This is a genomic window from Herbidospora cretacea, from assembly GCF_001570605.1.
Taxonomy (GTDB): domain Bacteria; phylum Actinomycetota; class Actinomycetes; order Streptosporangiales; family Streptosporangiaceae; genus Herbidospora; species Herbidospora cretacea.
Window position 1 is genome coordinate 519,099 of record NZ_BBXG01000004.1, and the last position, 24,485, is coordinate 543,583.

The 24,485-nt window shown below is 70.0% G+C and carries 18 protein-coding genes; 9 read left to right on the top strand and 9 right to left on the bottom strand.

The genetic code is table 11. The annotated features are described in order from the left end of the window. Positions 1–176: 176 nt before the first annotated feature. Positions 177–1,076, top strand: a complete 900-nt coding sequence (locus tag AW270_RS10450; protein WP_082801438.1) for a hypothetical protein — start codon at positions 177–179, stop codon at positions 1,074–1,076. 522 nt (positions 1,077–1,598) lie between these two features. Continuing rightward, positions 1,599–2,960, top strand: coding sequence for a lectin (locus AW270_RS10455; RefSeq protein ID WP_061293240.1), 1,362 nt, complete (start codon positions 1,599–1,601; stop codon positions 2,958–2,960). 60 nt (positions 2,961–3,020) lie between these two features. Here AW270_RS10455 and AW270_RS10460 read toward each other — a convergent pair whose 3' ends face one another. Beyond that, the gene (locus AW270_RS10460) at positions 3,021–3,479 is read right to left on the bottom strand and encodes a MarR family winged helix-turn-helix transcriptional regulator (RefSeq protein ID WP_061293242.1); all 459 of its coding nucleotides are present in this window, start codon (positions 3,477–3,479) and stop codon (positions 3,021–3,023) included. 230 nt (positions 3,480–3,709) lie between these two features. Here AW270_RS10460 and AW270_RS10465 point away from each other — a divergent pair, with 230 nt between their 5' ends. Continuing rightward, on the top strand, positions 3,710–5,071 hold the full coding sequence (locus tag AW270_RS10465; RefSeq protein ID WP_061293243.1) for an extracellular catalytic domain type 1 short-chain-length polyhydroxyalkanoate depolymerase: 1,362 nt from the start codon (positions 3,710–3,712) through the stop codon (positions 5,069–5,071). Here AW270_RS10465 and AW270_RS10470 read toward each other — a convergent pair. Beyond that, positions 5,061–5,894 (bottom strand): PaaX family transcriptional regulator, encoded by an 834-nt coding sequence (locus AW270_RS10470; RefSeq protein WP_245674647.1) that lies wholly within the window; start codon positions 5,892–5,894, stop codon positions 5,061–5,063. The genes AW270_RS10465 and AW270_RS10470 overlap by 11 nt on opposite strands. A gap of 72 nt (positions 5,895–5,966) precedes the next feature. On the opposite strand from AW270_RS10470, the gene AW270_RS10475 reads away from it, so the two are divergent. The 3 genes from AW270_RS10475 to AW270_RS10485 all read left to right on the top strand — a co-directional run bounded on the left by AW270_RS10475 (position 5,967) and on the right by AW270_RS10485 (position 9,754). Then, the gene (locus AW270_RS10475) at positions 5,967–6,827 is read left to right on the top strand and encodes an amidohydrolase family protein (protein ID WP_061293245.1); all 861 of its coding nucleotides are present in this window, start codon (positions 5,967–5,969) and stop codon (positions 6,825–6,827) included. Positions 6,828–6,903: 76 nt separating this feature from the next. Then, positions 6,904–8,229 (top strand): MFS transporter, encoded by a 1,326-nt coding sequence (locus AW270_RS10480; protein ID WP_061293248.1) that lies wholly within the window; start codon positions 6,904–6,906, stop codon positions 8,227–8,229. Further along, the gene (locus AW270_RS10485; protein ID WP_061293249.1) at positions 8,222–9,754 is read left to right on the top strand and encodes an acyl-CoA synthetase; all 1,533 of its coding nucleotides are present in this window, start codon (positions 8,222–8,224) and stop codon (positions 9,752–9,754) included. The genes AW270_RS10480 and AW270_RS10485 overlap by 8 nt, the downstream gene beginning before the upstream one ends. Here AW270_RS10485 and AW270_RS10490 read toward each other — a convergent pair. The 5 genes from AW270_RS10490 to AW270_RS10510 all read right to left on the bottom strand — a co-directional run bounded on the left by AW270_RS10490 (position 9,726) and on the right by AW270_RS10510 (position 16,503). Beyond that, positions 9,726–11,459, bottom strand: a complete 1,734-nt coding sequence (locus AW270_RS10490) for a hypothetical protein (protein WP_157521801.1) — start codon at positions 11,457–11,459, stop codon at positions 9,726–9,728. The genes AW270_RS10485 and AW270_RS10490 overlap by 29 nt on opposite strands. A 253-nt stretch (positions 11,460–11,712) precedes the next feature. Continuing rightward, on the bottom strand, positions 11,713–13,407 hold the full coding sequence (locus AW270_RS10495) for an amylo-alpha-1,6-glucosidase (RefSeq protein WP_061293253.1): 1,695 nt from the start codon (positions 13,405–13,407) through the stop codon (positions 11,713–11,715). A 34-nt stretch (positions 13,408–13,441) separates the two neighbouring features. Then, positions 13,442–14,260, bottom strand: a complete 819-nt coding sequence (locus AW270_RS10500; protein ID WP_061293255.1) for a carbohydrate ABC transporter permease — start codon at positions 14,258–14,260, stop codon at positions 13,442–13,444. Continuing rightward, complete coding sequence (locus AW270_RS10505; RefSeq protein WP_061293257.1) at positions 14,257–15,213, bottom strand: carbohydrate ABC transporter permease; 957 nt, start codon at positions 15,211–15,213, stop codon at positions 14,257–14,259. The genes AW270_RS10500 and AW270_RS10505 overlap by 4 nt, the downstream gene beginning before the upstream one ends. Positions 15,214–15,222: 9 nt before the next feature. Next, a complete protein-coding gene (locus tag AW270_RS10510) occupies positions 15,223–16,503 on the bottom strand; it encodes a sugar ABC transporter substrate-binding protein (RefSeq protein WP_061293258.1) in 1,281 nt (426 codons plus the stop codon). Positions 16,504–16,715: 212 nt separating this feature from the next. Between AW270_RS10510 and AW270_RS10515 the strand changes: the two genes are divergently transcribed. Then, on the top strand, positions 16,716–17,741 hold the full coding sequence (locus tag AW270_RS10515) for a LacI family DNA-binding transcriptional regulator (RefSeq protein ID WP_061293260.1): 1,026 nt from the start codon (positions 16,716–16,718) through the stop codon (positions 17,739–17,741). 19 nt (positions 17,742–17,760) lie between these two features. Here AW270_RS10515 and AW270_RS41130 read toward each other — a convergent pair whose 3' ends face one another. After that, entirely contained in the window at positions 17,761–19,209 is a 1,449-nt protein-coding gene (locus AW270_RS41130; protein WP_245674648.1) for an arabinofuranosidase catalytic domain-containing protein, read from the bottom strand. 5 nt (positions 19,210–19,214) lie between these two features. Continuing rightward, positions 19,215–20,990 carry an RICIN domain-containing protein gene (locus tag AW270_RS10525; RefSeq protein ID WP_061293262.1) on the bottom strand — a complete coding sequence of 592 codons (1,776 nt, stop codon included), beginning with the start codon at positions 20,988–20,990 and terminating at the stop codon, positions 19,215–19,217. A 668-nt stretch (positions 20,991–21,658) separates the two neighbouring features. Between AW270_RS10525 and AW270_RS10530 the strand changes: the two genes are divergently transcribed. Both AW270_RS10530 and AW270_RS10535 read left to right on the top strand, forming a co-directional pair. Further along, positions 21,659–23,044, top strand: a complete 1,386-nt coding sequence (locus AW270_RS10530) for an extracellular catalytic domain type 1 short-chain-length polyhydroxyalkanoate depolymerase (protein ID WP_061293264.1) — start codon at positions 21,659–21,661, stop codon at positions 23,042–23,044. Positions 23,045–23,218: 174 nt separating this feature from the next. Beyond that, positions 23,219–24,478 carry an AbfB domain-containing protein gene (locus AW270_RS10535; RefSeq protein WP_061293265.1) on the top strand — a complete coding sequence of 420 codons (1,260 nt, stop codon included), beginning with the start codon at positions 23,219–23,221 and terminating at the stop codon, positions 24,476–24,478. Positions 24,479–24,485 lie beyond the last annotated feature (7 nt).

Sequence of the window (24,485 nt, forward strand, 5' to 3'; positions counted from 1 at the left end):
TTCCCGGGAACGTCACGCGACAGGCCTAACAACCGCTTTCCGCATGAAGTTAAACCGCCTCCCGGGCGGGCCGGAATTCGGTCGTGGAAAAACCTGGCGGCGGCAAATTGAAAAGGCGTCCACAAAGGCCCACACTCAGGGTCGAAGAGGCCTGACCCCTCAATTTTGGAGCCGCAATGGATCGAGCCGTCATCGGAATCCACGGGCGCCGCAAACCGATGCTCCGCCGCATCGCGTCCGCCGCCGTCGCCCTGCTCTCCGTGGCATTCCTCTGTGTGCCGCCCGCGAGCGCCGCCACGCTGCCCACCCCCAAGCAACTGACCGCGTACCTCGACCTGGAGTGCTTCAAGACCAGCTACTACCAGCCGCCGCCCACCACGCTCACGCTGCGGCACCTCAACCCGGTGCTGGCCAACCTGCCGGTCGAGACCGTCACGCTCGGCCCGCGCGAGCAGCTGTGCGTCCCGGTCGCCAAGAACAACCAGCAGCCGCCGTCGCCCGCGCTCGACTTCATCCGGTTCATCGACCTGGCCTGCTACCGGATCGGCGGCGCGACGGTGAACACCGGCCTGGTGCTCAGCCACCTCAACCCGCTGTTCCAGGGCCTCCCGCGCACCCAGGTCACCATGAACTCTCCGCAGCAGCTGTGCGTGCCGGTGATCAAGAACAACGTGGTGCCGCCGGCCGATGTGCTGGCGCTGATCCGGCACATCGACCTGAAGTGCTACGGCATCCAGCCCAACAACGCGCTGGGCGCGCAGCTCTCCCTGCGCCAGCTCAACCCGGTCCTGACCCCGGTCATCCCGACCCACGCGGCCCAGGTCCTCTACGCCCGCCAGCTGTGCGTGCCCGTGCAGAAGGCCGGCGACAACATCCCGTCCGAGATCCTGAACATCGTCCGCTGGATCGACCTGGAGAAGTTCGACCTCAGCGTCGCCGCCCTGCCCCAGGTCGGCCTGACGCTGCGGCACATCAACCCCGTCCTCGCCGGTCTCCCGCAGGAGCAGGCCGTTCTGTCCGGTGCGAGCCAGCTCGCCCTGCCGGTCGCCAAGAACGGCGCCTTCCCGCCCGGCTGACGTTTATCTGAGAACGCGGAGCCCTTCGACCGCAGAAGGGCTCCGCTTTTTCCGCCGTGAATTGCGCGAGCGCGTCATTCGTTTTCTCCGGCAAGGTTTCCGGGTTATCTGAATGGTGCCCGGAGAACGGCCGAGGGTCCCGGGGCCGGGCGGGGCGGGCGTGAAGATTTCATCACCCCGCGCCCGAGCGGACGGTGTGGCGAACGGTGAACGCCCAGCAAGGAGGGCCTTGGAACGATCGCCGGCCCCTGCGGCGGATATTTCATACTCTTGACGGCATCCCTGTCCCCGGTGTTTGCTACACGACACCTATCAGGGCAGATCGAACGTCGCGAAGGCCTGCGGTTGAGCAGGCTTTTCGTTCTCCCCGGCGCGTGATCAGACTGAAATACGCAGCCCAGCCGATGTCCGGCGGTGCCACTCCGGTCATGGGCTGCGCTGCCGCGTCCCGGGCTCCGCGGATCGTCCGCCCTGAAAGGCGTCAGCGATCTCGTGAGGTCCGAACAAGAAACAGAGGACGCGATGTCAAGGTACAGATCGATCGTCGGGGCGGTGCTGGCCGCGGCCGGGCTGGTCGTGGCCACCAGCCACGCCGCGCTCGGCACAACCGCCACCAGCGGCACGGCGGCGCCGAGCGCGGCCGTGGCCGCCGCGACCGCCGGATGCGGCAAGACCCCGACGCTCCGCAACGGCACGTACACCATCCAGAGCGGAGGCAAGAGCAGGTCGTTCATCCTGAGGGTCCCGGACGGCTACGACGCCAACCGGCAGTACCGGCTGATCTTCGCCTTCCACTGGCGCGGCGGCACCATGAACGACGTCGCCTCCGGCGGCACGAGCGGGACGCCTTGGTCCTACTACGGCCTCCAGCAGCTGTCGAACAACAGCGCCATCCTGGTCTCCCCCCAGGGGATCGGCAACGGCTGGGCGAACTCCGGCGGCGAGGACGTCCGGTTCGTCGACGACATGATCGCGCGGATCGAGAGCGACCTGTGCGTCGACACCACCCAGCGCTTCGCCACCGGCTTCAGCTACGGCGGCGGGATGAGCTTCTCCCTCGCGTGCAGCCGCGCCAACGTCTTCCGCGCCGTCGCGGTCTTCTCCGGCGCCCAGCTCAGCGGGTGTGACGGCGGCACCCAGCCGATCGCCTACATGGGCCTGCACGGCATCACCGACAACGTCCTGGGCATCTCGCAGGGACGGGCGCTGCGCGACCGGTTCGTCCGCAACAACGGCTGCACCGCGCAGAACCCGCCGGAGCCCGCCCAGGGCAGCCGGACCCACATCACCACCACCTACTCCGGCTGCCGGTCCGGCTACCCGGTCGTGTGGGCCGCCTTCGACAACGGGCACATGCCCGGCCCCATCGACGGGTCCACCGGCGAGAGCGGCATCACGACCTGGACCAAGGGCGAGGTGTGGCGGTTCTTCTCCCAGTTCGCCAGCGGCCCCGAGCCCTCGCCTTCGCCCACGCCCTCTCCCTCCGCCAACCCCGGCACGACCGGCCCCATCCGCGGCGTCGGCTCGGGTCGCTGCGTGGACGTGACCGGCGTCTCCCAGGCCAACGGCGCGCAGGCGCAGATCTGGGACTGCAACGGCCAGAGCAACCAGCAGTGGACCGCCACCGCGGCCGGTGAACTGCGGGTCTACGGCGGCAAGTGCCTCGACGTCAGCGGCGGCGGCACCGCCGACGGCTCGATCGTCATCATCTGGGACTGCAACGGCCAGAACAACCAGAAGTGGCGCTTCAACTCCGACGGCAGCCTGACCGCCCTCGGCGCGAACAAGTGCCTGGACGTGCCCAACCAGTCCACGGCCAACGGCGCCAAGCTCCAGATCTGGAGCTGCTCCGGCGGCTCCAACCAGCGCTGGACCCGCACCTGACCCGGCGGTAGGACCCTCTAAGTCCCCTGGCCCGGGTGTCTCCCCGGGCCAGGGCCCGCCTCACGGGCGCAGCGCGCGGGTGCAGGCGGTGAGCGCCTCCATCAACGTGGCGCGCGCGGCGTCGTCGACCTCCGCGAGCATCTCCTCCTCAATGGCGTCGATCGACCGGTCGCAGCTCCGCAGCGCGGCCTGCCCCTGCCGGGTGAGATGGATGCGCAGCACCCGGCCGCCGTCCGGATGGGCGTCGCGCTCGATCAGGCCGCGCTGCTCCAGGTCCCGCACGACCATGTTCATCGCCTGCGGCGTGACGAAGGCGATGCGGGCCAGTTCCGCCGAGGACAGGCCGTCGCGCATGTGCAGCTCGCCGAGGGCCATGTACTCGGTCGTCGTGATGCCGTGGCGGACGAGCTCCTCGTCGAGCCGGGCGCGTATGCGGCGCTCCAGCCGGTAGACCAGGTAGCTCAGACGGGGAGCCGGCTTGACCGGCTGCTGGGCCGGAGGGGTGCGGCGCAAGGTCACCGGATGACCATAACGGCCGATGAAAGTTTCCGGCCCCAATATCAAGCTAGTTGATAACAATCAGCTTGATAACCAGCGCCAGCAGCGGTTTCCCGCCCGTCGACCGCCAAGATCCCGCAGGTCCGTCGCTTGACCGCCGATGGGCGGGCTCCTATACCGGGCTGGAGTCAGGACGAGTCGGCGGCGCCGCGGCCTCGTACATCGAGCGAACATCGACCAGAGGAGAGCCGATGAGACGATTGACCGCTGTGCTCGCAGGACTCTACGCCGCCTCCGTTCTGCTGATCGGGCAGCCGGCCGCCGCGGCCACCCTGACCGAGGTCACGAACTTCGGATCGAACCCCGGCAACCTGCGGATGCATCTCTACGTGCCGGACACCGTCCAACCCAGTCCGGCGATCGTGCTCGCCATGCACGGCTGCGGCGGTTCCGGCCCGGGTTTCTTCTCGGGCTCGGAGTTCCGGACCCTCGCCGACCAGTACGGCTTCGTCGTCATCTACCCCTCGGCGTCGAAGAAGGGCAACTGCTTCGACTCGTGGTCGGCGGCCTCGCAGGTCCGTAACGGCGGCAGCGACCCGGTCTCGCTGCTGTCCATGGTCACCTACGCCCGGCAGCGCCACAACGGCGACGCCAACCGCATCTACGTCACCGGCTCCTCCGCGGGCGGCATGGAGACCAACATCATGCTCGGCAACTACCCCGACGTCTTCAAGGCCGGGGCGGCGTTCATGGGGGTCCCGTTCGCGTGCTTCCCGAACGAGGCCGACTACATCCCGTCGCCGGGCGCCAGCAACTGCGCCTCCGGGCGGATCAGTAAGACGCCCCAGCAGTGGGGTGACCTGGTCCGCGCCGCCTACCCCGGCTACAGCGGCCCGAGGCCGAGGGTCCAGCTCTGGCACGGCACCAACGACAACCTCGTCTACTACGCCACCCACCAGCAGGCGATCGACCAGTGGACCAACGTGTTCGGCCTGAGCCAGACGCCCACCTCCACCGACACGCCGCAGCCGAACTGGAACCGCCGCCGCTACGCCGACTCCACCGGCACCGTCCGGGTCGAGGCGTACAGCATCCAGGGCGCGGGCCACAGCCTGCCGTCGAGCGGCATGGCCGCCGCCGCCATCCAGTTCTTCGGCCTGAACAGCACCCCGTCCCCGTCCCCGTCCCCGAGCCCGTCCCCGTCCCCCTCGCCGTCCCCCTCGCCTTCGCCTTCGCCTTCGCCGAGTCCGAGTCCGTCGCCCAGCCCCAGCCCCAGCCCCTCGCCCAGTCCGGGCACCGGATGCCGGGTCGTCTACGTCCCCAACACGTGGAACAACGGCTTCACCGCGGACGTCACGGTGACCAACACCTCCACGACCCCGGTCAGCGGCTGGACCGTGACCTGGACCTGGGCGGGCGACCAGCGGGTCACCAGCGCCTGGAACGCCGCCGTGACCCAGTCGGGGAACCAGGTGACCGCGCGCAACATGCCCTACAACGGCTCCATCGCCCCGCAGGCCAACGCGAGCTTCGGCTTCCAGGGCACCTACAGCGGCGTGAACAACGCCCCGGCCGCGTTCGCGCTCAACGGCGTCGCGTGCGTCAGGGGATGAGCATGTCGAGGACCCCGTCGGCCACCTCGCGGGCGGGGCGTTCGTAGCCGGCCGCGCGGGTGTGGAAGACCTGCTCCGCCCTGATGGCCGGCCAGTCCGGCGGAAGATGCTCGGCCGGCAGGTGGGGATCCTGCCGGACGAGCTGCAGCCAGTCGGTGTGGAGCAGGAGCTGGCGCACGAGGTCGTCCGGCGCGTCGGGAAGGGGCCGGGGCACGTCCCACCTGGCCAGGAACGCCCGATAGCGCCGGGCGATCTGCTCGATGTCGAAGGCCTTGGCGACCAGGTCGGCGGCCTCGGTCGGCTTGTACGCGCTCGCGGTCAGGACCGTGACGTGGTCGTCGACGTCGAGGGAGTCGAACAGGCCGGTGACGTCCTTGGCCCCCGGAGCGATCCACAGGCCGCTCTGCACCGGGCCGAAACCGGCCCAGATCAGGCGGGACCGCAGGTCGTGGCGGGTGCTGCGGCGGCTGTCGGGCAGGGAGAAGCCGACCACGGTCCAGGTGCCGTCCCAGTCGCGGTTGACCGCGCCCGTCTCCCAGACCCGCCGGCGGCCGTCCTGGAGCACGGCGACGGCGTGGGGGGTGAGCCCGAGGTAGGCCTTGCGTCCCCTCCGGTGGCGGGTCAGCAGGTTGCGCTTGACCATGCGGGCGAGGGTGGACCGGACGGCCTCCTCGGAGACGTCCAGGCGGGCGAACACCTCGATGACGCTGCCGGAGGCGATGGCGCCGCCGTGGTCGAGGGCGTAGATGCCGAGAAAGCTGAATATGAGGGACTGCGGGCGCGTGGACGGCGCCGCCGGTTCGTCTTCCCCGCCGATGGTCACACCGGAAGCGTAGACGCGCCTGATGTCAGGCACATAATTGACGGAAGTCAGATATGTGACTAAGGAGAGCGCATGAATGTGGACGAACTGGTCGCTATTGACGTACACACTCATGCGGAGGTGTCCGCCGACGGGCACGCCTCGCTGAGCGACGATCTGGTCGCCGCGTCGGCGGCCTACTTCAAGGAGGGGGCCCGGCCGACCATCCCGGAGATGGCCGCCCACTACCGCGAGCGGCGGATGGCGGCGGTGGTGTTCACCGTCGACGCCGAGCACGCCACCGGCCACCCGCGCATCTCCAACGAGGAGGTCGCCGAGAGCTGCGCCGCCCATCCTGACGTGCTGATCCCCTTCGCCAGCGTCGACCCGTGGAAGGGGAAGGCGGGGGTGCGCGAGGCGCGGCGGCTGGTGGCCGACTTCGGCGTGCGGGGCTTCAAGTTCCACCCGAGCGTGCAGGGCATCTCGCCCGACGACCGGGCCGCCTACCCGCTCTACGAGGCGATCGAGGAGATGGGCGTGCCGGCGCTGTTCCACACCGGCCAGACGGGCATCGGCGCCGGCCTGCCCGGGGGAGGGGGCGTCCGGCTGAAATTTTCCAACCCGATGCTGCTCGACGACGTCGCCGTGGACTTCCCGGAACTGCGGATCATCCTGGCCCACCCGTCGTTCCCCTGGCAGGACGAGGCCCTCGCGGTGGCCACGCACAAGCCCCACGTGTACATCGACCTGTCCGGCTGGTCGCCGAAGTACTTCCCGCCGATTCTCGTCCGGTACGCGAACACGCTGCTCAAGGACAAGGTGCTCTTCGGCTCGGACTATCCGATGATCACTCCGGACCGCTGGCTGGCCGACTTCGACAAGCTCGACATCAAGCCGGAGGTCCGGCCGAAGATCCTCAAGGACAACGCCGCGAAACTGCTCGGGCTCAGCTGAGGTTGGGCAAAGGATTGACGTCCGTCACGAATATGCCTAACCTCCGGGCAAGCATCCCGGACTGAGGAGCTCGGACATGACGGACCCGTCGGTCTTACGCCCCAACCAGGTTCAGCTCCGCCGCGCGGTGGGCTCCAGTTTCCTGGGCAGCGTCATCGAGTACTACGACTTCCTGCTCTACGCCACGGCGTCGGCCCTGGTCTTCGGCAAGGTCTTCTTCTCCGCGCTCGACCCGCTCGTGGCCACCGTCGCCAGCTTCGGCACGTTCGCCACCGGCTACCTGGCCCGGCCGCTCGGCGGAGTGATCTTCGGACACTTCGGCGACCGGCTCGGCCGCAAGCGCATGCTGATCATCACCATGATCCTCATGGGCGCGGCCAGCACCCTGATCGGCCTGCTCCCCACCTACGAGCAGATCGGCGTGCTGGCCCCGGTGCTCCTGGTGGCGCTCCGGATCGTGCAGGGCGTCGCCATCGGCGGCGAATGGGGCGGGGCCGTGCTGATGTCGGCCGAGCACGCCACCAGCCGCCGCGGGCTCTGGGCCAGTTTCACCGGCGCGGGCGCCCCCTTCGGCATGGTCCTGTCCACCGGGGCGCTCACCGGCACCGCCGCCCTCCTCGACGAACAGGCGTTCCTGAGCTGGGGCTGGCGGGTGCCGTTCCTGCTCAGCATCCTGCTGGTGGCGGTCGGCCTGTTCGTCCGGCTGCGGGTCGAGGAGACGCCCGTGTTCAAGGCGGCCGGCGGCCGCGCCGACCGGGTGCCGCTGCTGGAGGTGCTCCGCGACCACCCCAGGACGCTGCTGCTCGCGGTCGGCGTCGGGCTGTCCGCCTTCGTCGCCCAGGGCACGCTGACCACCTACCTCATCGCCTACGGCGTCCGCACCGGGTTCAGCCGGCAGGCGGTTCTGAACGGCCTGACCCTCTCCTCCGCGCTGGCCGTGGTGAGCATCATCGCCTGGTCGGCCCTGTCCGACCGGGTCGGCCGCCGGCCGGTCGTGCTGGCGGGCGCGCTGCTCATGGCCGGGTTCGCCTTCGCGCTGTTCCCGATGGTGAACACCGGCAGCGTCGCCGTGCTGACGATCGCCCTGGTCCTGGGCCAGGCGGTCATCCACCCGCTGATGTTCGGCCCGCTCGGGGCGCTGTACGCCGAGCTCTTCCCGACCGGCAACCGCTACACCGGGGCCTCGCTCGGCTACCAGCTCGCCGGTCTGGGCGCGGGCCTCGGCCCGCTGCTGTTCGCCCAGCTCGACGCCGCCTCGGGAGGCGGCGGCACGACGACGATCTCACTGGTCATCGCGGGCTGCTGCCTGCTGACCGTGGTCTGCGTGCTGGCGCTGCGCGAGACCAGCACCGGCGGCCTCGCCCCGGACGCCCCGGTGGTGCCGGCCGCCACCGATGCGTAACGCCGGCCTCGGCGGCTGGCCGGCCCGCCGCGCCCAGATGAGCCCCGGCCGCGTCGCGTTCGTCCACGGGGACCGGGCGGTCACCTACGCCGAGGTCCACGAGCGGACGGCCCGGCTGGCCACCCTGCTGGCGGCGCGGGCGGGGATCCGGGCGGGGGACCGGGTCGCCTACCTCGGCCCCAACCACGTCGCCTTCGCCGAGACCATGTTCGCCACCCACCTGCTGGGCGGCGTGTTCGTCCCGCTGAACTTCCGGCTGACCGCGCCCGAGATCGACTACATGCTCGGCCACTCGGGCGCGGACCTCCTCGTGTACGACCCGGCCTGCGCGGCCACCGTCGAGGGGCTGTCCGGGTCGTGCGCGACGGTGCCGCTCGACGACGTCCAGGCCTGGGCGGAGCAGGGCGATCCCGGCCCGGTCGACGTGCCGGTCGGGCTCGACGACGTCGCCCTGATCCTCTACACCTCCGGCACGACCGGCCGCCCCAAGGGCGCCATGCTCAGCCACGCCAACCTGGTGTGGAACTGCTACAACATGCTGGTCGGCGTGGACGTGACCAGCAGCGAGGTGACGCTGGTCAGCGCGCCGCTCTTCCACGTGGCGGCGCTCAACCAGACGCTGCTGCCGACGTTCCTCAAGGGCGGCACCTCGGTGATCATGCCCGGCTGGGACGCCGAGCTCTGCTACGACCTGGTCGAGCGCCACCGCGTCACCTGGATGTTCGGCGTCACCGCCATGTTCGCCGATTTCGCCCGGTCACCCCGCTGGGCCGGCGCCGACCTGTCGTCGCTGCGCACCCTCATGTCCGGCGGCGCGGCCATCCCGGTCGCGCTGATCCGCACCTACCAGGAGAGAGGCCTGGTGTTCTGCCAGGGCTACGGGCTGACCGAGACCGCCCCGGGCGCGACCTTCCTCGAAGCGGGGGAGAGCGTGCGCAGGGCCGGGTCGGCCGGGGTGCCGGTCTTCTTCGCCGACGTCCGCGTGGTCCGCCCCGACCTGACCGCGGCGGCGGCGGGGGAGCCCGGGGAGGTCCTCATCAAGGGGCCGAACGTCACCCCCGGCTACTGGCGCGACCCCGGGGCGACCGCCGCCGCGACGACCGAGGGCGGCTGGTTCCGCTCCGGCGACATCGGGGTCATGGACGACGAGGGCCACCTGACGATCGTCGACAGGGTCAAGGACATGTACATCTCCGGCGGCGAGAACGTCTACCCGGCGGAGGTCGAGAGCGTGCTGTTCGTCCATCCGGCGGTGGCGGAGGCCGCCGTGGTGGGCGTCCCGGACGCGAAGTGGGGGGAGGTGGGCCGGGCCTTCGTCGTGCCGCGGCCGGGCGCCGCCGTCAGCGCCGAGGAGCTGACCGACTTCCTCCGCCCCCGCCTGGCGAAGTACAAGATTCCCGTCTTCTTCGACGTCGTCGACGCCCTGCCCAAGACGGGCTCGGGGAAGATCCGCAAGTCGCAGCTCCGCTCCCGGCCCGCCTCGTCGCCCGGAGGCGCTACTTCTTCACCTGCTGCACGAGGGTGACGCCCTTCTTCTTGGTCAGCGCCTCCTCGCGGCTCAGGTAGTCCTGGTAGGCGGCGGAGTGGGGGTCGTCGCCGGCGTCCTCGCCCTCGTCCCCGCTGGACAGGTAGCCGGTGTCCGCGCCGGCCTCCTTCCAGTAGTGGTAGGCGTTCACCAGGGCGCTCGTCGCCCCCTGCTGGATGGCCTTCTTGATCAGGGCCGTGTCGTCGCCGCTGCTGTACGGCTCGGCCGCGTCCAGGTCGAACAGCCTCCAGAGCACCTCGGGGTCGTTGAGCAGTGCCGGCGGCGGCCAGCGGTAGGTGTTCTGGTGGGTGACCAGCGTCCGGTCGAACAGCTTGGGGTCGCCCTTGGTGAGCGTCACCCAGCACTGCAGGCAGCACATCTTGGAGATGCCCAGCTTGCCCCCGCCGCCCGGCATGGCCTTGGCGACGGTGGCCGCCTGCATCTCGGCGTGGATGCCCGCATCCTCCGGCGTGATGACCTTCACCCGCATCCGGCCGTGGGCGCTCTCGGTCTCGGCCAGGTAGTCGAGCGTCTTGAGCAGGCGGCGACGCGTCTTGTCGAACTTGGCCCTGTCCTTGCTCCCCTGGAGCAGGAAGGGCATCAGCTCGGCGACCGCCTGTTCGCGGGCTTGGCCCGTCAGGCGGGAGGCCGTCAGGAGCCGGTCGAAGCTGACCCCGAGCATCGAGGCGTTGTGGTTGGCGAACAGGGCGATGTCGCGGCCCTCCTGGAGGGTGGCGACGCAGAACCGCTCCGGGTCGAAGCAGAAGAGCATGTCGGCCAGCCGGTCGCGGCGCCGCTCGTCCTTCAGGGTGGGCTCCTGGGCCATGTCGGCGAGGGTCTTCTGGTAGCCGGCGCCCAGCTCCTGCCTGCGCCGCTGGAAGAGGGCTTTGATGTGCCGCTTCGCCGCCTTCTGGTAGTCCCACCATCCGGCGTGGCCGCCCGCGTTGTTGACGGGCGCCGCGCGCACCCGGGCCGGTTTCGCGTAGACGCCCTGCGCGGCGTGCTCGGCGACCATCTTCTTGAAGCCGGTTTGGAACCACGTGTCGCCTTCGGCGGCGATCACCGCCTGGTTGATCGCCTCGATGGGAGCCGGCCTGGTCTTCCCCGCCGGGACGTCCAGGACGCAGGCCGCCGCCTCGGCGTACATCTCCACCGGGTGTGTGGACCTCAGGTTCAGCGCCCGGCCGATGACCCTCCACAGAAGCGGCCCGCCCCGCCCGGAGACGAACAGCTCGTGGGGGAGGTCGGGCACGACCCGGCGGGCCGCCTCGGCCAGCGCTTTCGCCCCTTCGCCGTCCGGCGGATCGAGCAGGGCCGCGACGGCCTCGGGGTGCTGCGTCACGAAGGTGTCCAGGTCGGCCAGCGAGCCGAACGGCGGCTGCTGGGCCAGGAGCTGCCGCGCCAGCTCGGCGGGGGAGGGCCCGGCCGGGACCTGGACCGCGGCGGGATCCTCGTCCATCGAGTCGACCGATTCCTCGATCGATTCTTCGGGTGTCACCAGGTCGACCACGACGGGCTGCTGCGCCTGCGGGGGAAGGTTCTGCTGCTGGACGTTCTGTTGCTGCTGGGCCAGTTGATCGGCGGCGAGCTTGAGGAGCGCCTTGTCGATCTTGGGCTGCTTCGTGTCGTCCTTCTTCGGCTTCTTCTTGGTGATCACTTTCTTGGGGGTCTTCTTCACCTGGGACTTCGTGTGCTTGTTAAACATGATGACCCTCGGGCTCGGTTGCCGTCGGCATATGATCCATCACCCAGGGCTACCTATGTGGTGACATTTCCCCCTACGGAGAGCGTGGCTGTGGCGCGGGCGATCCGCCAAGAAATCTACATTGTAAAGGCGCCCGGCCGATGCCAAATTGATCTTGGTACGTTTCGACAAAGCCCGCACCGACGCGGGAGCCGGATGCCCGGGGGACTCCCCGGCTCGGGTGACGAACGACCGGAGCCGGGGCTCACGCCGGTCAGGGCGTCCGGCGGAGGTGGGCGGCGGCCAGGATCAGGTAGGCGCTGGCGGTCCAGGTGTAGGCGCGGTCGCGGAGTCCGGCTCCGGTGCGGGCGTCGAAGTTCTCCGCGAAACCGGACTTCTCGCACAGGGCGCGGAAGCGGGCGCTGACCTCGTCGGCGAGGACGGTCTGGCCGGCTCGGCGGAGGCCGTCCTCGATGAGGATCGTGGAGGGGGCCCAGATGGGGCCGCGCCAGTAGCCGTCGTCCTGGTAGTGGGGCGAGGTGGGCAGCTCGGTGGCGAGGCCGTATTCGGTGAGGTGGGTCTTGATCCTGGCGGCGAGGGCGGTCTGGATGGGCTGGGGGAGTTCCTCGCCGAGAACGATCGGCATGAGGTCGAGGAGGCTGCGGCTGCTCCAGGTGTCGCCGGAGCTCGCGCTGCGGGTGGTGAAGCGGTCGTCCTGCCAGAGCTGGGTGAGCATGGCTTCGCGCATGCGGTCGGCGGCGGCCGTCCAGTGGGTGGCCTCGCCGGGGCGGTCGAGTTCGGTGGCGAGGCGGGCGAGGGTGCGCATCTGGAGGACGAGGAAGGCGGCGAGGTCGGCGGTCTCGACGACGCGTTCGGGGGTGAAGGTGGTGGCGTTGTCCCATCCGCTGTCGTTGCCGTGCTGGTAGTGGGCGAGTTCGTGGCCGGGGACGCGGCGGGCGTCGAGCCAGAAGGCGGTCCATTGCTGGAGGAGGCGGTAGGTGTCGGACCGTTCCCGGGGGGTCTGCGGGGGGAGGTGGCGCAGGGCCCAGCCGTGGATGGGGGGTTTGACGAAGTTGTAGAGGATCTCGGAGTGGGTGACCGAGTCAGGGAGCGCCCCAGTGGCTTCCTGGTGGTCGAAGGGGAGGTGGAACTGGTCCCAGGCGAGGGCGGGCTGTCCTTCGGCGAGGGCGATGGCGTTGAAGCAGTGGTCCCAGCTCCAGACCTTGTCCATCCAGTGCTTGGACATGAGGACGGCGGGTCTGGTGATGAATCCGGCGGCGCGGACGGTGGCGGACCACAGGACGTAGACGGCGAGTTCGGCGGCGGGGGTGCGGTGGTCGCGCCAGGGGGCGACGGTGTCGAGGTAGTCCTGGTAGTCGCGCCGGGCGGCGGCGGCGATGTGGTCGAAGTCGTGGTCGCTGGTGTACGGGGGCCGGGCGGTCTCGTACTCCTCGATGGCGATCTCCCAGTCGTCCCAGTCGCCGGTGACGGCGAGGCCGCGCTGGGTGGTGCCGAGGAGCTGGTCGCCGTGGTGTTCGGTGATGCGTCCGGACAGCAGGGTGACGCGGTAGCGGCGGCCGGTCTGGTAGACGGTGAGGACGGCTGATCCGTCGCGGGGGTCCCGGAAGAAGTAGGGGCCGCTGAAGGGGGTGAGGACGGGGTCGGCGGCGAGGAGCCGCAGGTCGACGCCGTGGCCCCGGACGCGGACGGTGTCGGTGGTCTCGTAGGCGAGGTCGATGCGGCCGGGGTCGCAGTGCCAGGTGAGCTGGTGGGGGGTGGCGGTGACGGTGCTCTCGGTGGCCGGGACGAGGCGGAGGATCGGGTGCATGCCGGTCTGGTGGGAGACGAGGTGGACGTCCTGGGCGTAGGTGTTCTCGCCGGTGACGGGGGAGAAGCCGAACCAGGATCCGCGGAAGCTGAACGGGATTTCCCGTAGGGAGAACTCCGGGCCGGTGACGGCGGCGGTCATGTGGTGGGGGTCCTTTCGGGGCCGGTCTGGGGGGTCAGTCCTTGACGGCGCCGGCGGTGACGCCGGCGGTGACGTAGCGCTGGGCGACGACGAGGAGGGCGGTGGCGGGGATGGAGGCGACGACGGCGGTGGCCATGATCGCGTTCCACTGCTGGTTGTTGTTGCCGATGTAGTGGTAGATGCCGAGGGTGATGGGCTGGTGGTCGCCGCCGCTGTCGAGGGTGCTGGCGTAGATGAAGTCGGACCAGGCCCACAGGAAGGTGAACAGCGCGACGGTGACGGTGGCGTTGCGGCTGACCGGCAGCACGATGGACCAGAAGGTGCGGACGGTTCCGGCGCCGTCGACGCGGGCGGCGTGGAGGAGTTCGCGGGGGATGCCGGTCATGAAGGTGGTGAGGATGAGGACGGCGAAGGGGACGGCGAGGGTGGTGTCGGCGACGATGAGCCCGGGGAGGGTGTTGAGGACGCCGAGGTTGAGGTAGGTGGCGTACAGGCCCATGGCCATGATGATTCCGGGGATCATCTGGGCGATGAGCAGGGCGAAGCTGAGCGCGGTGCCGCCGCGTGGCCGGAGTCTGGCCAGGGAGTAGGCGGCGGGGGCGGCGATCACCAGGGTGAGGGCGACGGTCCCGAGTCCGACGAGCAGGCTGGTGCCGAGGTAGGGGAGCTGCTGGTCGATGACGGCGCGGTAGCCGTCGAGGGTGGGATCGGCGGGGAACCATGAGGGCGGGCTCTTGCGCATGTCGCGGTCGCGGGTGAACGACACGTTGATCATCCAGTAGACCGGGAAGAGCATGACGCCGGTGAGGGCGAGCCCGATGATCGTCTTCCACCAGCGGCGTGGGGTGGTCATGAGGGGTCCTGCCTGCGCTGGAGGCGGATGTAGAGCAGGCCGAAGGCCAGGGCGATGGCGATGAGGATGTTGCCGACGGCGGCGCCGGGGCCGAAGGCGGGCACGAGGTTGCCGAATCCGAGCCGGTAGGACCAGGTGGACAGGGTGGTGGAGGAGCCGCTGGGCCCGCCCTTGGTCATGATCCAGATGATGTCGAAGACCTTGAGCGTGTAGACGAGGCCGAGCAGCAGGGTGATGGCGGAGACGGGCCGGAGCAGGGGGAGGGTGACGTGCCGGAAGCGTTGCCAGCCGGTGGCGCCGTCGAGGGCGGCGGCCTCGTACACGGCGGGGCTGATGGCCTGGAGTCCTGAGTAGAGGACGACGAGGTTGAAGGGGACGCCGATCCAGATGTTGGCGATGGTCACCGACCACAGCGACCAGTCGGGTGAGGTGAGCCAGTTGACGGGTCCGGCGCCGATCGCGCCGAGGGCGGCGTTGATCACCCCGGAGTCGCTGTTGAGCATCCAGGCCCAGGTGGAGGCCGACACGATGAGCGGCAGCAGCCACGGCACGAGGAACAGGGCGCGCAGGGTGGCCGACAGCGGGAAGTGCCGGGCGAAGAACAGGGCGAGGCCGAGTCCGAGGGTGAACTGGAAGGCCAGGGAGACGACGGTGAAGACGACGGTGTGCCACAGGGCGGGCACGAAGGTGGCGTCGGTGAGGACCTTCAGGTAGTTGGCGAATCCGGTGAAGGGGGCGTCGCCCTGGACGAAGGAGCGCACGGTGTAGTGGCGGAGGCTGAGCTCGAGGTTGCGGTACATCGGGTAGGCGTAGAAGGCCAGCAGGTAGGCGGTGATGGGGACGAGGAATCCCCATGCCGCCCAGGCGGCCCTGCGGTGGCCCGGTCCCTGTCGGACGGGGCCACCGCGGGTGGAGGCCGGGCGCCGGGTGGGCGCGGGGGCGGTTCGGGTCATGGCGAGGGCCTACTGGGTGGCGCTGGCTGCCGCGGTCTGCGCGTCGGTCATGGCCTGCTGGGGGTCCTTGGCCCCGCTGAGGGCGGCCTGGACCGCGCCCCACAGGGGTTCGGAGATCTTCGGGTACTTGGTGCCGAGGTCGTCGCCGGTGCGGCCCTTGGCGGCCTTGACGGCTTCGACCCAGACGGCGAGTTCGGGGTTGTCGGTGCTCTGGCGGGTCTGCACCTGCTCGGTGGGCGCGATGTACGACAGGGCGGTGACGGTGGTGAGGGAGTTGTCGGTGCTGGTCAGGCAGGTGACGAGTTTCTGGGAGGTGGCGTAGCGGGCGGTGTCCTGCTGGACGGGGATGCTGACGAACTCGCCGCCGGTGGGCGCGGCGGCGGTGCCGCCGTCCCGGGCGGGGACGGGGATGATGCCGTACTCGAAGCCGGTCTCCTTGGCGTTGGCGAGTTGCCAGGTGCCGTTCTCGGCGAAGGCGTAGTCGCCGCCGGCGAACTCCTGCCAGCTGGTGGTCTGGGTGTTGTTGATGACCGAGTTGGGGGCCAGGCCCTTCTTCAGCCAGTCGGTCCAAAGGGTCACCGCGGAGACGCCTTCGGCCGAGTCGAGCTTGGTGAGCTGGGCGCCGGATCCCCAGAACCAGGGCAGGAACTGGAAGCTGCCTTCTTCGGTGCCGATGGCGGAGAAGGTGATGCCCTTCTTGCCGGCGGCTTTGACCTTCTCCAGGGCGGCGGTGAGGGTGGCCCAGTCCTTGACGGTGGCGATGTCGACGCCGGCCTGGTCGAGGACGGCCTTGTTGTAGTAGAGGGCGAGGGTGTTGGCGCCGATGGGGACGCCGTAGGTGTTGCCGCCGCTCTGCCCGGCCGCGATGAGGTTGGGGGAGATGGCGGAGGTGTCGAGTTTGTTCTCGGCGGTGGTGGTGAGGACGCCGGCCTCGGCGAGGGTGGAGACGACGGGGTTGTCGACGACGAGGACGTCGGGCGGGTTGCCCTGCTGGGCGGCGAGGAGCGCCTTGTTGGTGAGGTCGCTGGTGTCGTGGCCGGTGCGTTCGATGGTGACGCCGGCCTGGGTGCCGCAGGTGTCGAGGAGTTTGACCCAGTCGGAGGTCTTGTCGTACTGGGGGTAGGGGTCCCAGACGGTGTAGGTCCCGCCGCCCGCCGGGGTGTCCGCAGGGGTGTCCGCCGCTTGCGGGGTGGGGGTGGCGGAGCAGGCGGCCAGGCAGCCGGCGGCCAGGAGGGCCAGGCCCGCGCCGAGGGTGCGCCGGGGTGATCCGGCTGTTGTGGATGCTGACATGGGTCTGGCCGTCCTTCCGGGGGCGCGGGGTCGAATCGATTCCTCGAATCGGTTCGACTGAACGTAAGGCGGTGTGGCGGGCGCGTCAATGGGTCGGCGCTGATCTGCTGTGCTGGCAGGCGGTTCTTCCTGGTGGGGAGCCGACTCCTCGGGGGGAACCGATTCGACCTACTATGAGAGGGCGTTGGAGCCGAGTGGGTGGAGGAGCGCCGGTGAACATCGGGGAGATCGCCAAGCGATCGGGTGTGTCGCGCAGCACGGTGTCGTACGCGCTGAGCGGCAAACGGCCGGTCGCCGAGGAGACCCGGCGGCGCATCCAGGCGGTCATCGACGAGCTGGGCTACCGCCCCAACGCGGCGGCGCGGGCCCTCAAGGAGGGCAGGACCCGCACGATCGGGCTGGTCATCCCCCCGGCGAGCCAGCGCCTCACCGATGTCCAGCTGGGGTTCGTGGCCAGCGTCGTCGACGCCGCGGCCCGCGCCGACCTGGACATCCTGCTGTCGCCGTCGGGCGGGGAGCACGACCGCTCCTTCGAGCGGGTGGTGAGCGGCAGCCGCGTCGACGGCGTCATCCTCATGGAGATCCGGCTGGAGGACGACCGGGTCGCCCGGCTGCGGCGCAGCGGGCTGCCGTTCGTCGGCATCGGCCACACCAGCCGCTCCGACGAGATGACGTGGGTGGACATCGACTACGAGACGCTGATGGCCCGGTGCGTGCGCCACCTGGCCGACCTGGGGCACCGGCACATCGCCCTGGTCAACCGCTCGGCCGAGCTGGTGGCGGCCGGATACGGCCCCAGTCACCGGGCGCAGCTCGGCTTCACCGGCGCGGTCGCGGAGCGGCGTCTGGAGGGCGTGCAGGTCTGCTGCGCCGACGACGCGCAGGCGGGCCGCTCGTGCGTGGAGCGCCTGCTGGCCGCCCATCCCGAGCTGACCGCCATCGCCACGATCAACGAGGCGGCCGTCCCGGGGATGTACCGGGCGCTGACCGCCGCCCGGCTGTCGGTGCCGGGCGACTTCTCGGTCACCGGGGTCGCCGCGCGGCACTGGGCGGAGAACCTGCACCCGCCGCTGACCGCCGCCGACATCCTGGCCGACGAGCTCGGGGCGCGCGCGGTCGACCTGCTGATCCAGCGGATCTCCGACCCCGACGCCCCGTCGCGGCACCTGCTCGTCGCGCCGCCCATCTCGCTGCGGGAGACGACCGGCCCGGCCCGTCCCCGGGCCGGTCGCCCCTGAACCTCCGCGCGGGCCGGGGTCAGCTCCGCAGGGTCCAGCGCTGGTTCTGCTGTCCGTTGCAGGACCAGAGGATGAGCCGGGTGCCGTTGGCCGTGCCGGCCGCGTTGGCGTCCAGGCACTTGCCCGACTGGACGCCGGTGATGCTGCCGTCGGAGTTGACGGTCCACTGCTGGTTGGCTCCGCCGTTGCAGTCCCAGATGACCACCGGGGTGCCGTTGGCGGTGCCCTGACCGGAGGCGTCCAGGCACTTGGCGCCGTTGACCTGGAACTGGCCGGAGGAGGTGCGGGTCCATCGCTGGGTGGCCGTGGTGGTGGAGCAGTCCCACAGGTGGACGGCCGAGCCGTTGGCGCTGCTGTTGTTGATCACGTCGGCGCACCGGTTCGACTGGGCGCCGACGATCTGGACGCCCTGCTGCGGGGTGCCGCCGGCAGGAGCGTAACCGGCGGCCGTGATGTTGGCCTGGACGGCGTTCTCGGTGGCCTCGGTGGGATAGCCGGAGGTCAGCACGCCCTCGAAGAAGGTGCCCCGGCCCGAGACGCTGTTGTCGCCGCCGATGCCGAGCAGGATCGCGCCCTCCTTCTTCATCGGGTGGTAGCCGTTGGGCCGCCGCCCGTCGAAGTAGGTGGTCAGGCCGCCCGACTGGGCGTTGCCGCCCCGGATCGCCCAGTGGTTGGGCTCGCCCTTGACGATGGCGGTGACGAAGCGGTGGTTGATCGGGGCGAGGTTGTTGTAGCCCGCGTTCACCCCGGAGAACAGGCCCCACTCCAGGTCGGCCATGATCCAGGGACCGGCCCCGGCCCCGTAGCCCCACTGCTTGTTGGCGCCGAAGTAGACGGTCTCCATGATGGCGGGGGCGTCGGCCTGGCCGTCGGTCTGCGCGTTGCCGTAGTCGAAGCAGCACCACTGGTTGTAGTGGGTGCCGTCGACCACGGCGTAGATGCCCTCGGGCTGGTCACCGGTCGCGACGCCGTTGGTGTTGTTGTTGCGGTAACCGGTGCCGGGCTCGATCCGGACGCCGTAGGCCTTCTGGCCGCCGACGGTGATCGGGGCCGCCTTGGCGTCGGCGAGGTTGTCCCAGCCGCCGGGCAGGGGGCCGGGCCAGTGGCCGGGCGGGGCCTGGGTGAGGCGGTTGTTCCGGCCCGACTGGTCGTACAGGATCGTGATCACGCAGCTGGTGCCGGCGCAGAAGGAGTCCTGGGTGGCGGCGTTGACCACCCCGCCCGCGCTCAGCACCCCGATGTCGCGCGTGGTGTTGTCGGAGGAGCGCCTGACCTGGTAAAGCGCGCCGTTGAAGGCGCCGTACAGGGCGCGGGTCGTGCTGTGCGCGGCCACACACGGGGTGCCGCCGGCGGCGTAGATGTCACACGGGCCGGTCGTGGCCGCCTGCGCCGAGGGCGCGTGGACGCCCGCGGCCACGAGTAAGGAGATCCCGGCGGCGGCCATCAGGCGGCCCAGTCTGGTCGTCACGTGCATCAGCTCCGGTTCCATTTCTGGCTGGTGGTGCCGGTGCACGACCACAGCTGGACCCTGGTGCCGTTGGCGGTGCCGAAGTTGCTGGCCTCCAGGCACTTGCCGGAGTGGACGCCGGTGATGCTGCCGTCGGAGTTGAGGTTCCACCGCTGGTTGGTCTGGCCGTTGCAGTCCCAGATGATCACCGAGGTGCCGTTGGCGGTGCCCTGACCGGAGGCGTCCAGGCACTTGTTGCCGTAGACCCGCAGCTCCTGGGCCGAGGTCGCCGTCCACTGCTGGTTGGCCGCGCCGCTGTTGCAGTCCCACAGGTGCACGGCCGCGCCGTTGGCCTGGGAGACGTTGGCGACGTCAAGGCACCGGTTGGCGTTGACGTTGCGCAGCACCGAGGTCGAGCCGTTGCCCGGGTCGGTCGAGGGGGGCAGCAGGGTGATCGTGTAGGCGTCGTCGATCGCGGTGTGCGGCAGGTTGACCGTCGTGGCGTTGCCCGACAGGGTCACCAGCGAGTTCTGCACGGTGACCGGGGCGGTGACGGCGCCGCCGTTGTTGGAGGGGATCCGCTCGGCGACGACGCGGACCTGGTTGTTCTGCACGATGCCGCTGGTGGTGTCCAGGCGCTGGAGGTTGACGGCGATGTTGCCGGTCGTGGTGCCGCCGCCGACCAGGATTTTGGCCGTCCCGGGCGCCTTGGTGGCGAAGGCGTCGTAGTTGGCGCTGGGGGTGACGGAGACGATCTGGCCGGTCTGGGAGCCGTAGAAGCGGTAGGCCCACCATTCGCCCTTGGGCTGGTACTGGCCGGCGGAGTTGCGGACGAGCAGGTTGCCCAGGTCGTTGTGGAGGTTGCCGCCGCCCGCCCAGTTGGCCCGCAGCCCGTCGGCGCCGGCCCGCTCCAGGCGGGCGATGTACCAGGCGCCGTCGGCGGGGTTCTGCTCGTTGGAGGCCCCGTACTCGTTGATCTGGTACGGGCGCGGGTGCGGGATGCTCCGGGAGTTCAGCGTCGTGTTGGCCGCCGCGACGTTGGCCACCGGGTCACCCGGCAGGGAGTGCCAGCTGATGATGTCGGGCACGACGTTGTTGGCCTTGACGTAGTCGAGGTAGGCGTTCCAGAAGGCGTGACCGGTCGAGGGCACGCACGCGCAGCTCGGCCCGACGATGAGCTGCGAGGGGAACGCGGCCCGGATCCGCTGGTAGGTGCGCCGCCACAGCTCGAAGTACTGCGACTGGGGCCGGTTCCAGAACAGGGTGATGTTGGGCTCGTTCCACAGGTCCCACTGCACCGGCGCGCCGGTGGCCTGCACGTCGGCGATGAGGCGGGTGAGGAAGTTGTCGTAGTCGGTCCAGTTGCCGTTGTCGCCGGGGAAGCGGGAGATCGGGTAGCCGTCGGCCCCCCACAGGTCGTGGACGAGCAGGATGAACTCCCCGCCCAGCGAGCGGGTGCGCAGCAACTGGGCGCGGGTGGCGTTCCAGCGGCGGTCGTACTTGCCCGACACCCATCCGCCGGGGCTGTCGAGCTGCGCCCCGCCGGCCCGCATGTAGCGGAACTTCACGTCGGTGAAGTACTGGGTGGGCGGGCCCGCGGCGTTCTCGGTCATGCCGTAGATCCAGCCGGAGGCGCGGTAGGAAGGTGTGCCGCCGCCGGCGGAGAAGTCGACGCTGATCGACTGGTCGGCCGCCTGGGCCGGGGTGGCGGTGGTCACGACGGGGACCGCGACGAGGGCGCCGACCGCGAGGAAGGCCGCGAGCGCACGGCGGCTCCTTCGGGCGATGTCGCCAACGTTCATCTCGGATTCTCCTCATTCGGGGGGTGCTGAGCACAGGTGAGGGAGGTGGCTTCACGGGGAGTCGCAACACCCGGAACAGCCATTTATCGAATCGATTCGACCGCAGAGTAGATCTCGCTTCCAGCGCTGTCAACAACACGTGTTAGGGAGATGAACGACTCGTTTCGCGTGCCGTTCCCTTCCGTCGCCGGGCTACGATGAGCGGGCTTATCGATGAGCCATGGTGGACGTCTGCTGTCTCTCGGCTCAGAATCGCCTCAGCGGTCGCGCGGTTGGGGGGATTCAGTCAGACCACCCGAGTGCTCCGGTGGCCGATGAGTATGAAACTTTCATGCCCGCCCCAGGGCGGCTTCCCCGTCTGCCTGTCGGAACACCGGGACCCCGGGCGGGTACGGGCCCGCGCCTTCTTGACAGCGGAGAAGCGCCTCCTACCCTGAGATCCTCGCGAGATCGAACCGATACGACCGCCCACCGGCAGGAGACGGCGTGCTCCCCGCTTCTCTGTCGCGGCTCCACCGCCGTCTCCACCGGCCCGTGGCGCGACGTCTCCCTCTCCCGAACCGGTCCGCGGGGGACGGCGGTCTCCCGGCGGACCGGAAGTGGATCCGGACCTGACCCCGTGCCGGATCCGCGCCGGCCGGCAACGAAAGGGAAGACCTGTGAGACGCATGAGCAGAGCGGTGCGGACGGCCCTCGTCCTGTGCCTGACCTCCGTCGGGGCCCTCATCGGGTTGCCGTCGGCCTCCGCTGCCGCCCTGACTCAGGTGACGAACTTCGGGACCAACCCGACCAACCTCAACATGTACATCTACGTGCCCGACCGGGTCGCCGCCCAGCCCGCGCTGCTGGTGCTGACCCACTACTGCGGCGGGTCGGCGAGCGCGATCTTCAACGGCAACGGGCGCGACTACGCGACGGCGGCCGACCGGTACGGCTATGTCATCGTGGTGCCGGAGGTCACCCGCAGCGAGAAGTGCTTCGACGTGTCGACCTCCGCCGCGCTGCGGCGGGACGGCGGCGGCGACTCCACCGGCGTCATGGCGATGGTCGCCTGGGCGCGCCAGCGCCACAACATCGATCCGGCGCGGATCGTGGTCAGCGGGTTCTCCTCGGGCGCGATGATGGCCAACGTGCTGGCCGCCCAGTACCCCGACGTGTTCTCCGCCGCCTCGGCGTTCTCCGGGGTCCCGGCCGGGTGTTTCGCCACCACGAACGGGTCGCTGTGGAACAGCCAGTGCTCGGGCGGGCAGCTGATCAAGACGGCGCAGCAGTGGGGTGACCAGGCCCGGGCGATGTACCCCGGCTACACCGGCCGCTTCCCCCGGATGCAGCTGTGGCACGGCACCACCGACACGACGCTCCACTACAACAACTTCGGCGAAGAGATCAAGCAGTGGACCAACCTCCACGGCCTCAGCCAGACCCCCGCCTTCACCGACCGCCCGCAGTCGAACTGGACCCGCACCCGCTACGGCGTCACCTCGGCCCAGGCCACGATCGAGGGGATCAGCATCAGCGGCGTCGGCCACCAGCTCCCGATGAGCGGCCAGCTCGCCTACGCCATCACCTTCCTCGGCCTCGACAGCACCTCGTCGCCCTCTCCTTCGCCCAGTCCGTCCCCGTCCGCGTCGCCGTCCCCGTCCCCGTCGCCTTCTGTGTCGCCCGGCACGACCAGCGCGCTGCGCGGTGTGGCGTCCAACCGGTGCCTGGACATCAGCGGGGCCTCCCAGGCCAACGGCGCGATCGTGCAGATCTGGGACTGCAACGGCCAGGCCAACCAGCGCTGGACCTCCACCGCCGCCAACGAACTGCGTATCTACGGCGGCAAGTGCCTGGACGTCAGCGGCAACAGCACCGCCAACGGCGCCGCGGTCAGCATCTGGGACTGCAACGGCCAGAACAACCAGAAGTGGCGCTTCAACTCCGACGGCAGCATCACCGCCATCGGCGCCAACAAGTGCCTGGACATCGTCGGCTCCGGCACCGCCAACGGCTCCCGCCTGCAGATCTACACTTGCCACGGCGGCGGCAACCAGAAGTGGACCCGCGTCTAGAACGTCATGCCCTGCGCGCGGCGGGACCTCCCCGCCGCGCGACAGCCGGGGCCGGTGTCGAAAATTTCAGGGTCGGGGACCGGGAGCCTGCGGCGATGCGGGTGGACGTTGACAGAGGAAAAGGCCCGGGTTAGCCATGAGTGCCCGATGTTAGCGATAACAGAAAGATGTCGCATGCTCCGACGAGTGCTGCTCTCCCTGCTGCTCACCGCCGCCCTCCTCCACCCCGCCCCCGCCTACGCCGCGGGCCCCGCGCCGCACTACCTCATGACGGCGTTCACCAACGCCAGCGAGTCGAACATGTACGTCTACGACTCCGGCAACGCCACCAACTACAACCTGATCCGGGCCAACGCCTACACCCCGCCCTCCGGCCTGATCCGCGACCCCAGCGTCATCAAGCACACCGACGGCTACTACCACCTCGTCTACACGACCGGCTGGACCGGCAACACGATCGGCTTCGCCCGCAGCGCCGACGCCGTGACCTGGACCTTCCAGCGCAATGTCACCGTCGGGCTCAACGGCTCGACCGGCAGCACGTGGGCGCCCGAGTGGTTCCGCGACTCCGACGGCAGCGTGCACGTCGTCTTCTCGGCGTCGACGACCGGGACGGCGGGGCAGTTCAGGCCCTACCGGATCACGGCCACCAACGCGGCCCTGTCGGCGTGGACGGCGGCGACGCCGCTCGGCATCCCGGCCAACTACATCGACAGTTTCCTGGTCAAGGACGGCGGGACGTACCACAACTTCCTGAAGAACGAGACGACCAAGTACATCGAGCACGCCACCGCCACCAGCCTCAACGGGCCGTGGACGTTCGTCGGCACCGGCAACTGGGCCGGCTGGGGCTCCGGGCTGGAGGGGCCCGCGCTCGTCCGGCTGCCGGACAACCGGTGGCGTCTCTACTTCGACAACTACTCGGGCGGCCGTTACTACTACGCCGACAGCTCCAACCTGACGAACTTCTCCGGCCGGACCGAGCTCTCCGGCCTGTCCGGCACGGCCCGCCACTTCACCGTCCTGCGGGAGGACTCCGGCGACACGACCGCCCTGCCGACCGGCAACCGGTCGATCCGGTCGGGGTCCCTGTACGTCCGGCACCGCGACTACCAGGCCTACCTGGAGAACGTGAGCTCCTCCAGCCCGCTGCTGGCCCGGCAGGACTCCACCTTCACGGTCGGCGCGGGGCTGGCCCACTCCGGGTGCTACTCCTTCCAGGCGATCAACTTCCCCGGCTACTACCTGCGCCACTACAACATGCAGCTCGTCCTGCAGCGCAACGACGGTTCGGCGATCTTCCGCGGTGACGCCACCTTCTGCGCGCGGGGGTCGCTGCTGGAGTCGTACAACCTGCCCGGGAAGTTCCTGAACGGCAGCCTGCGCCTGGACGCGACCGGCACGGCCTTCACCGTGACCACCCCGCTGGCCTGAGAGGACC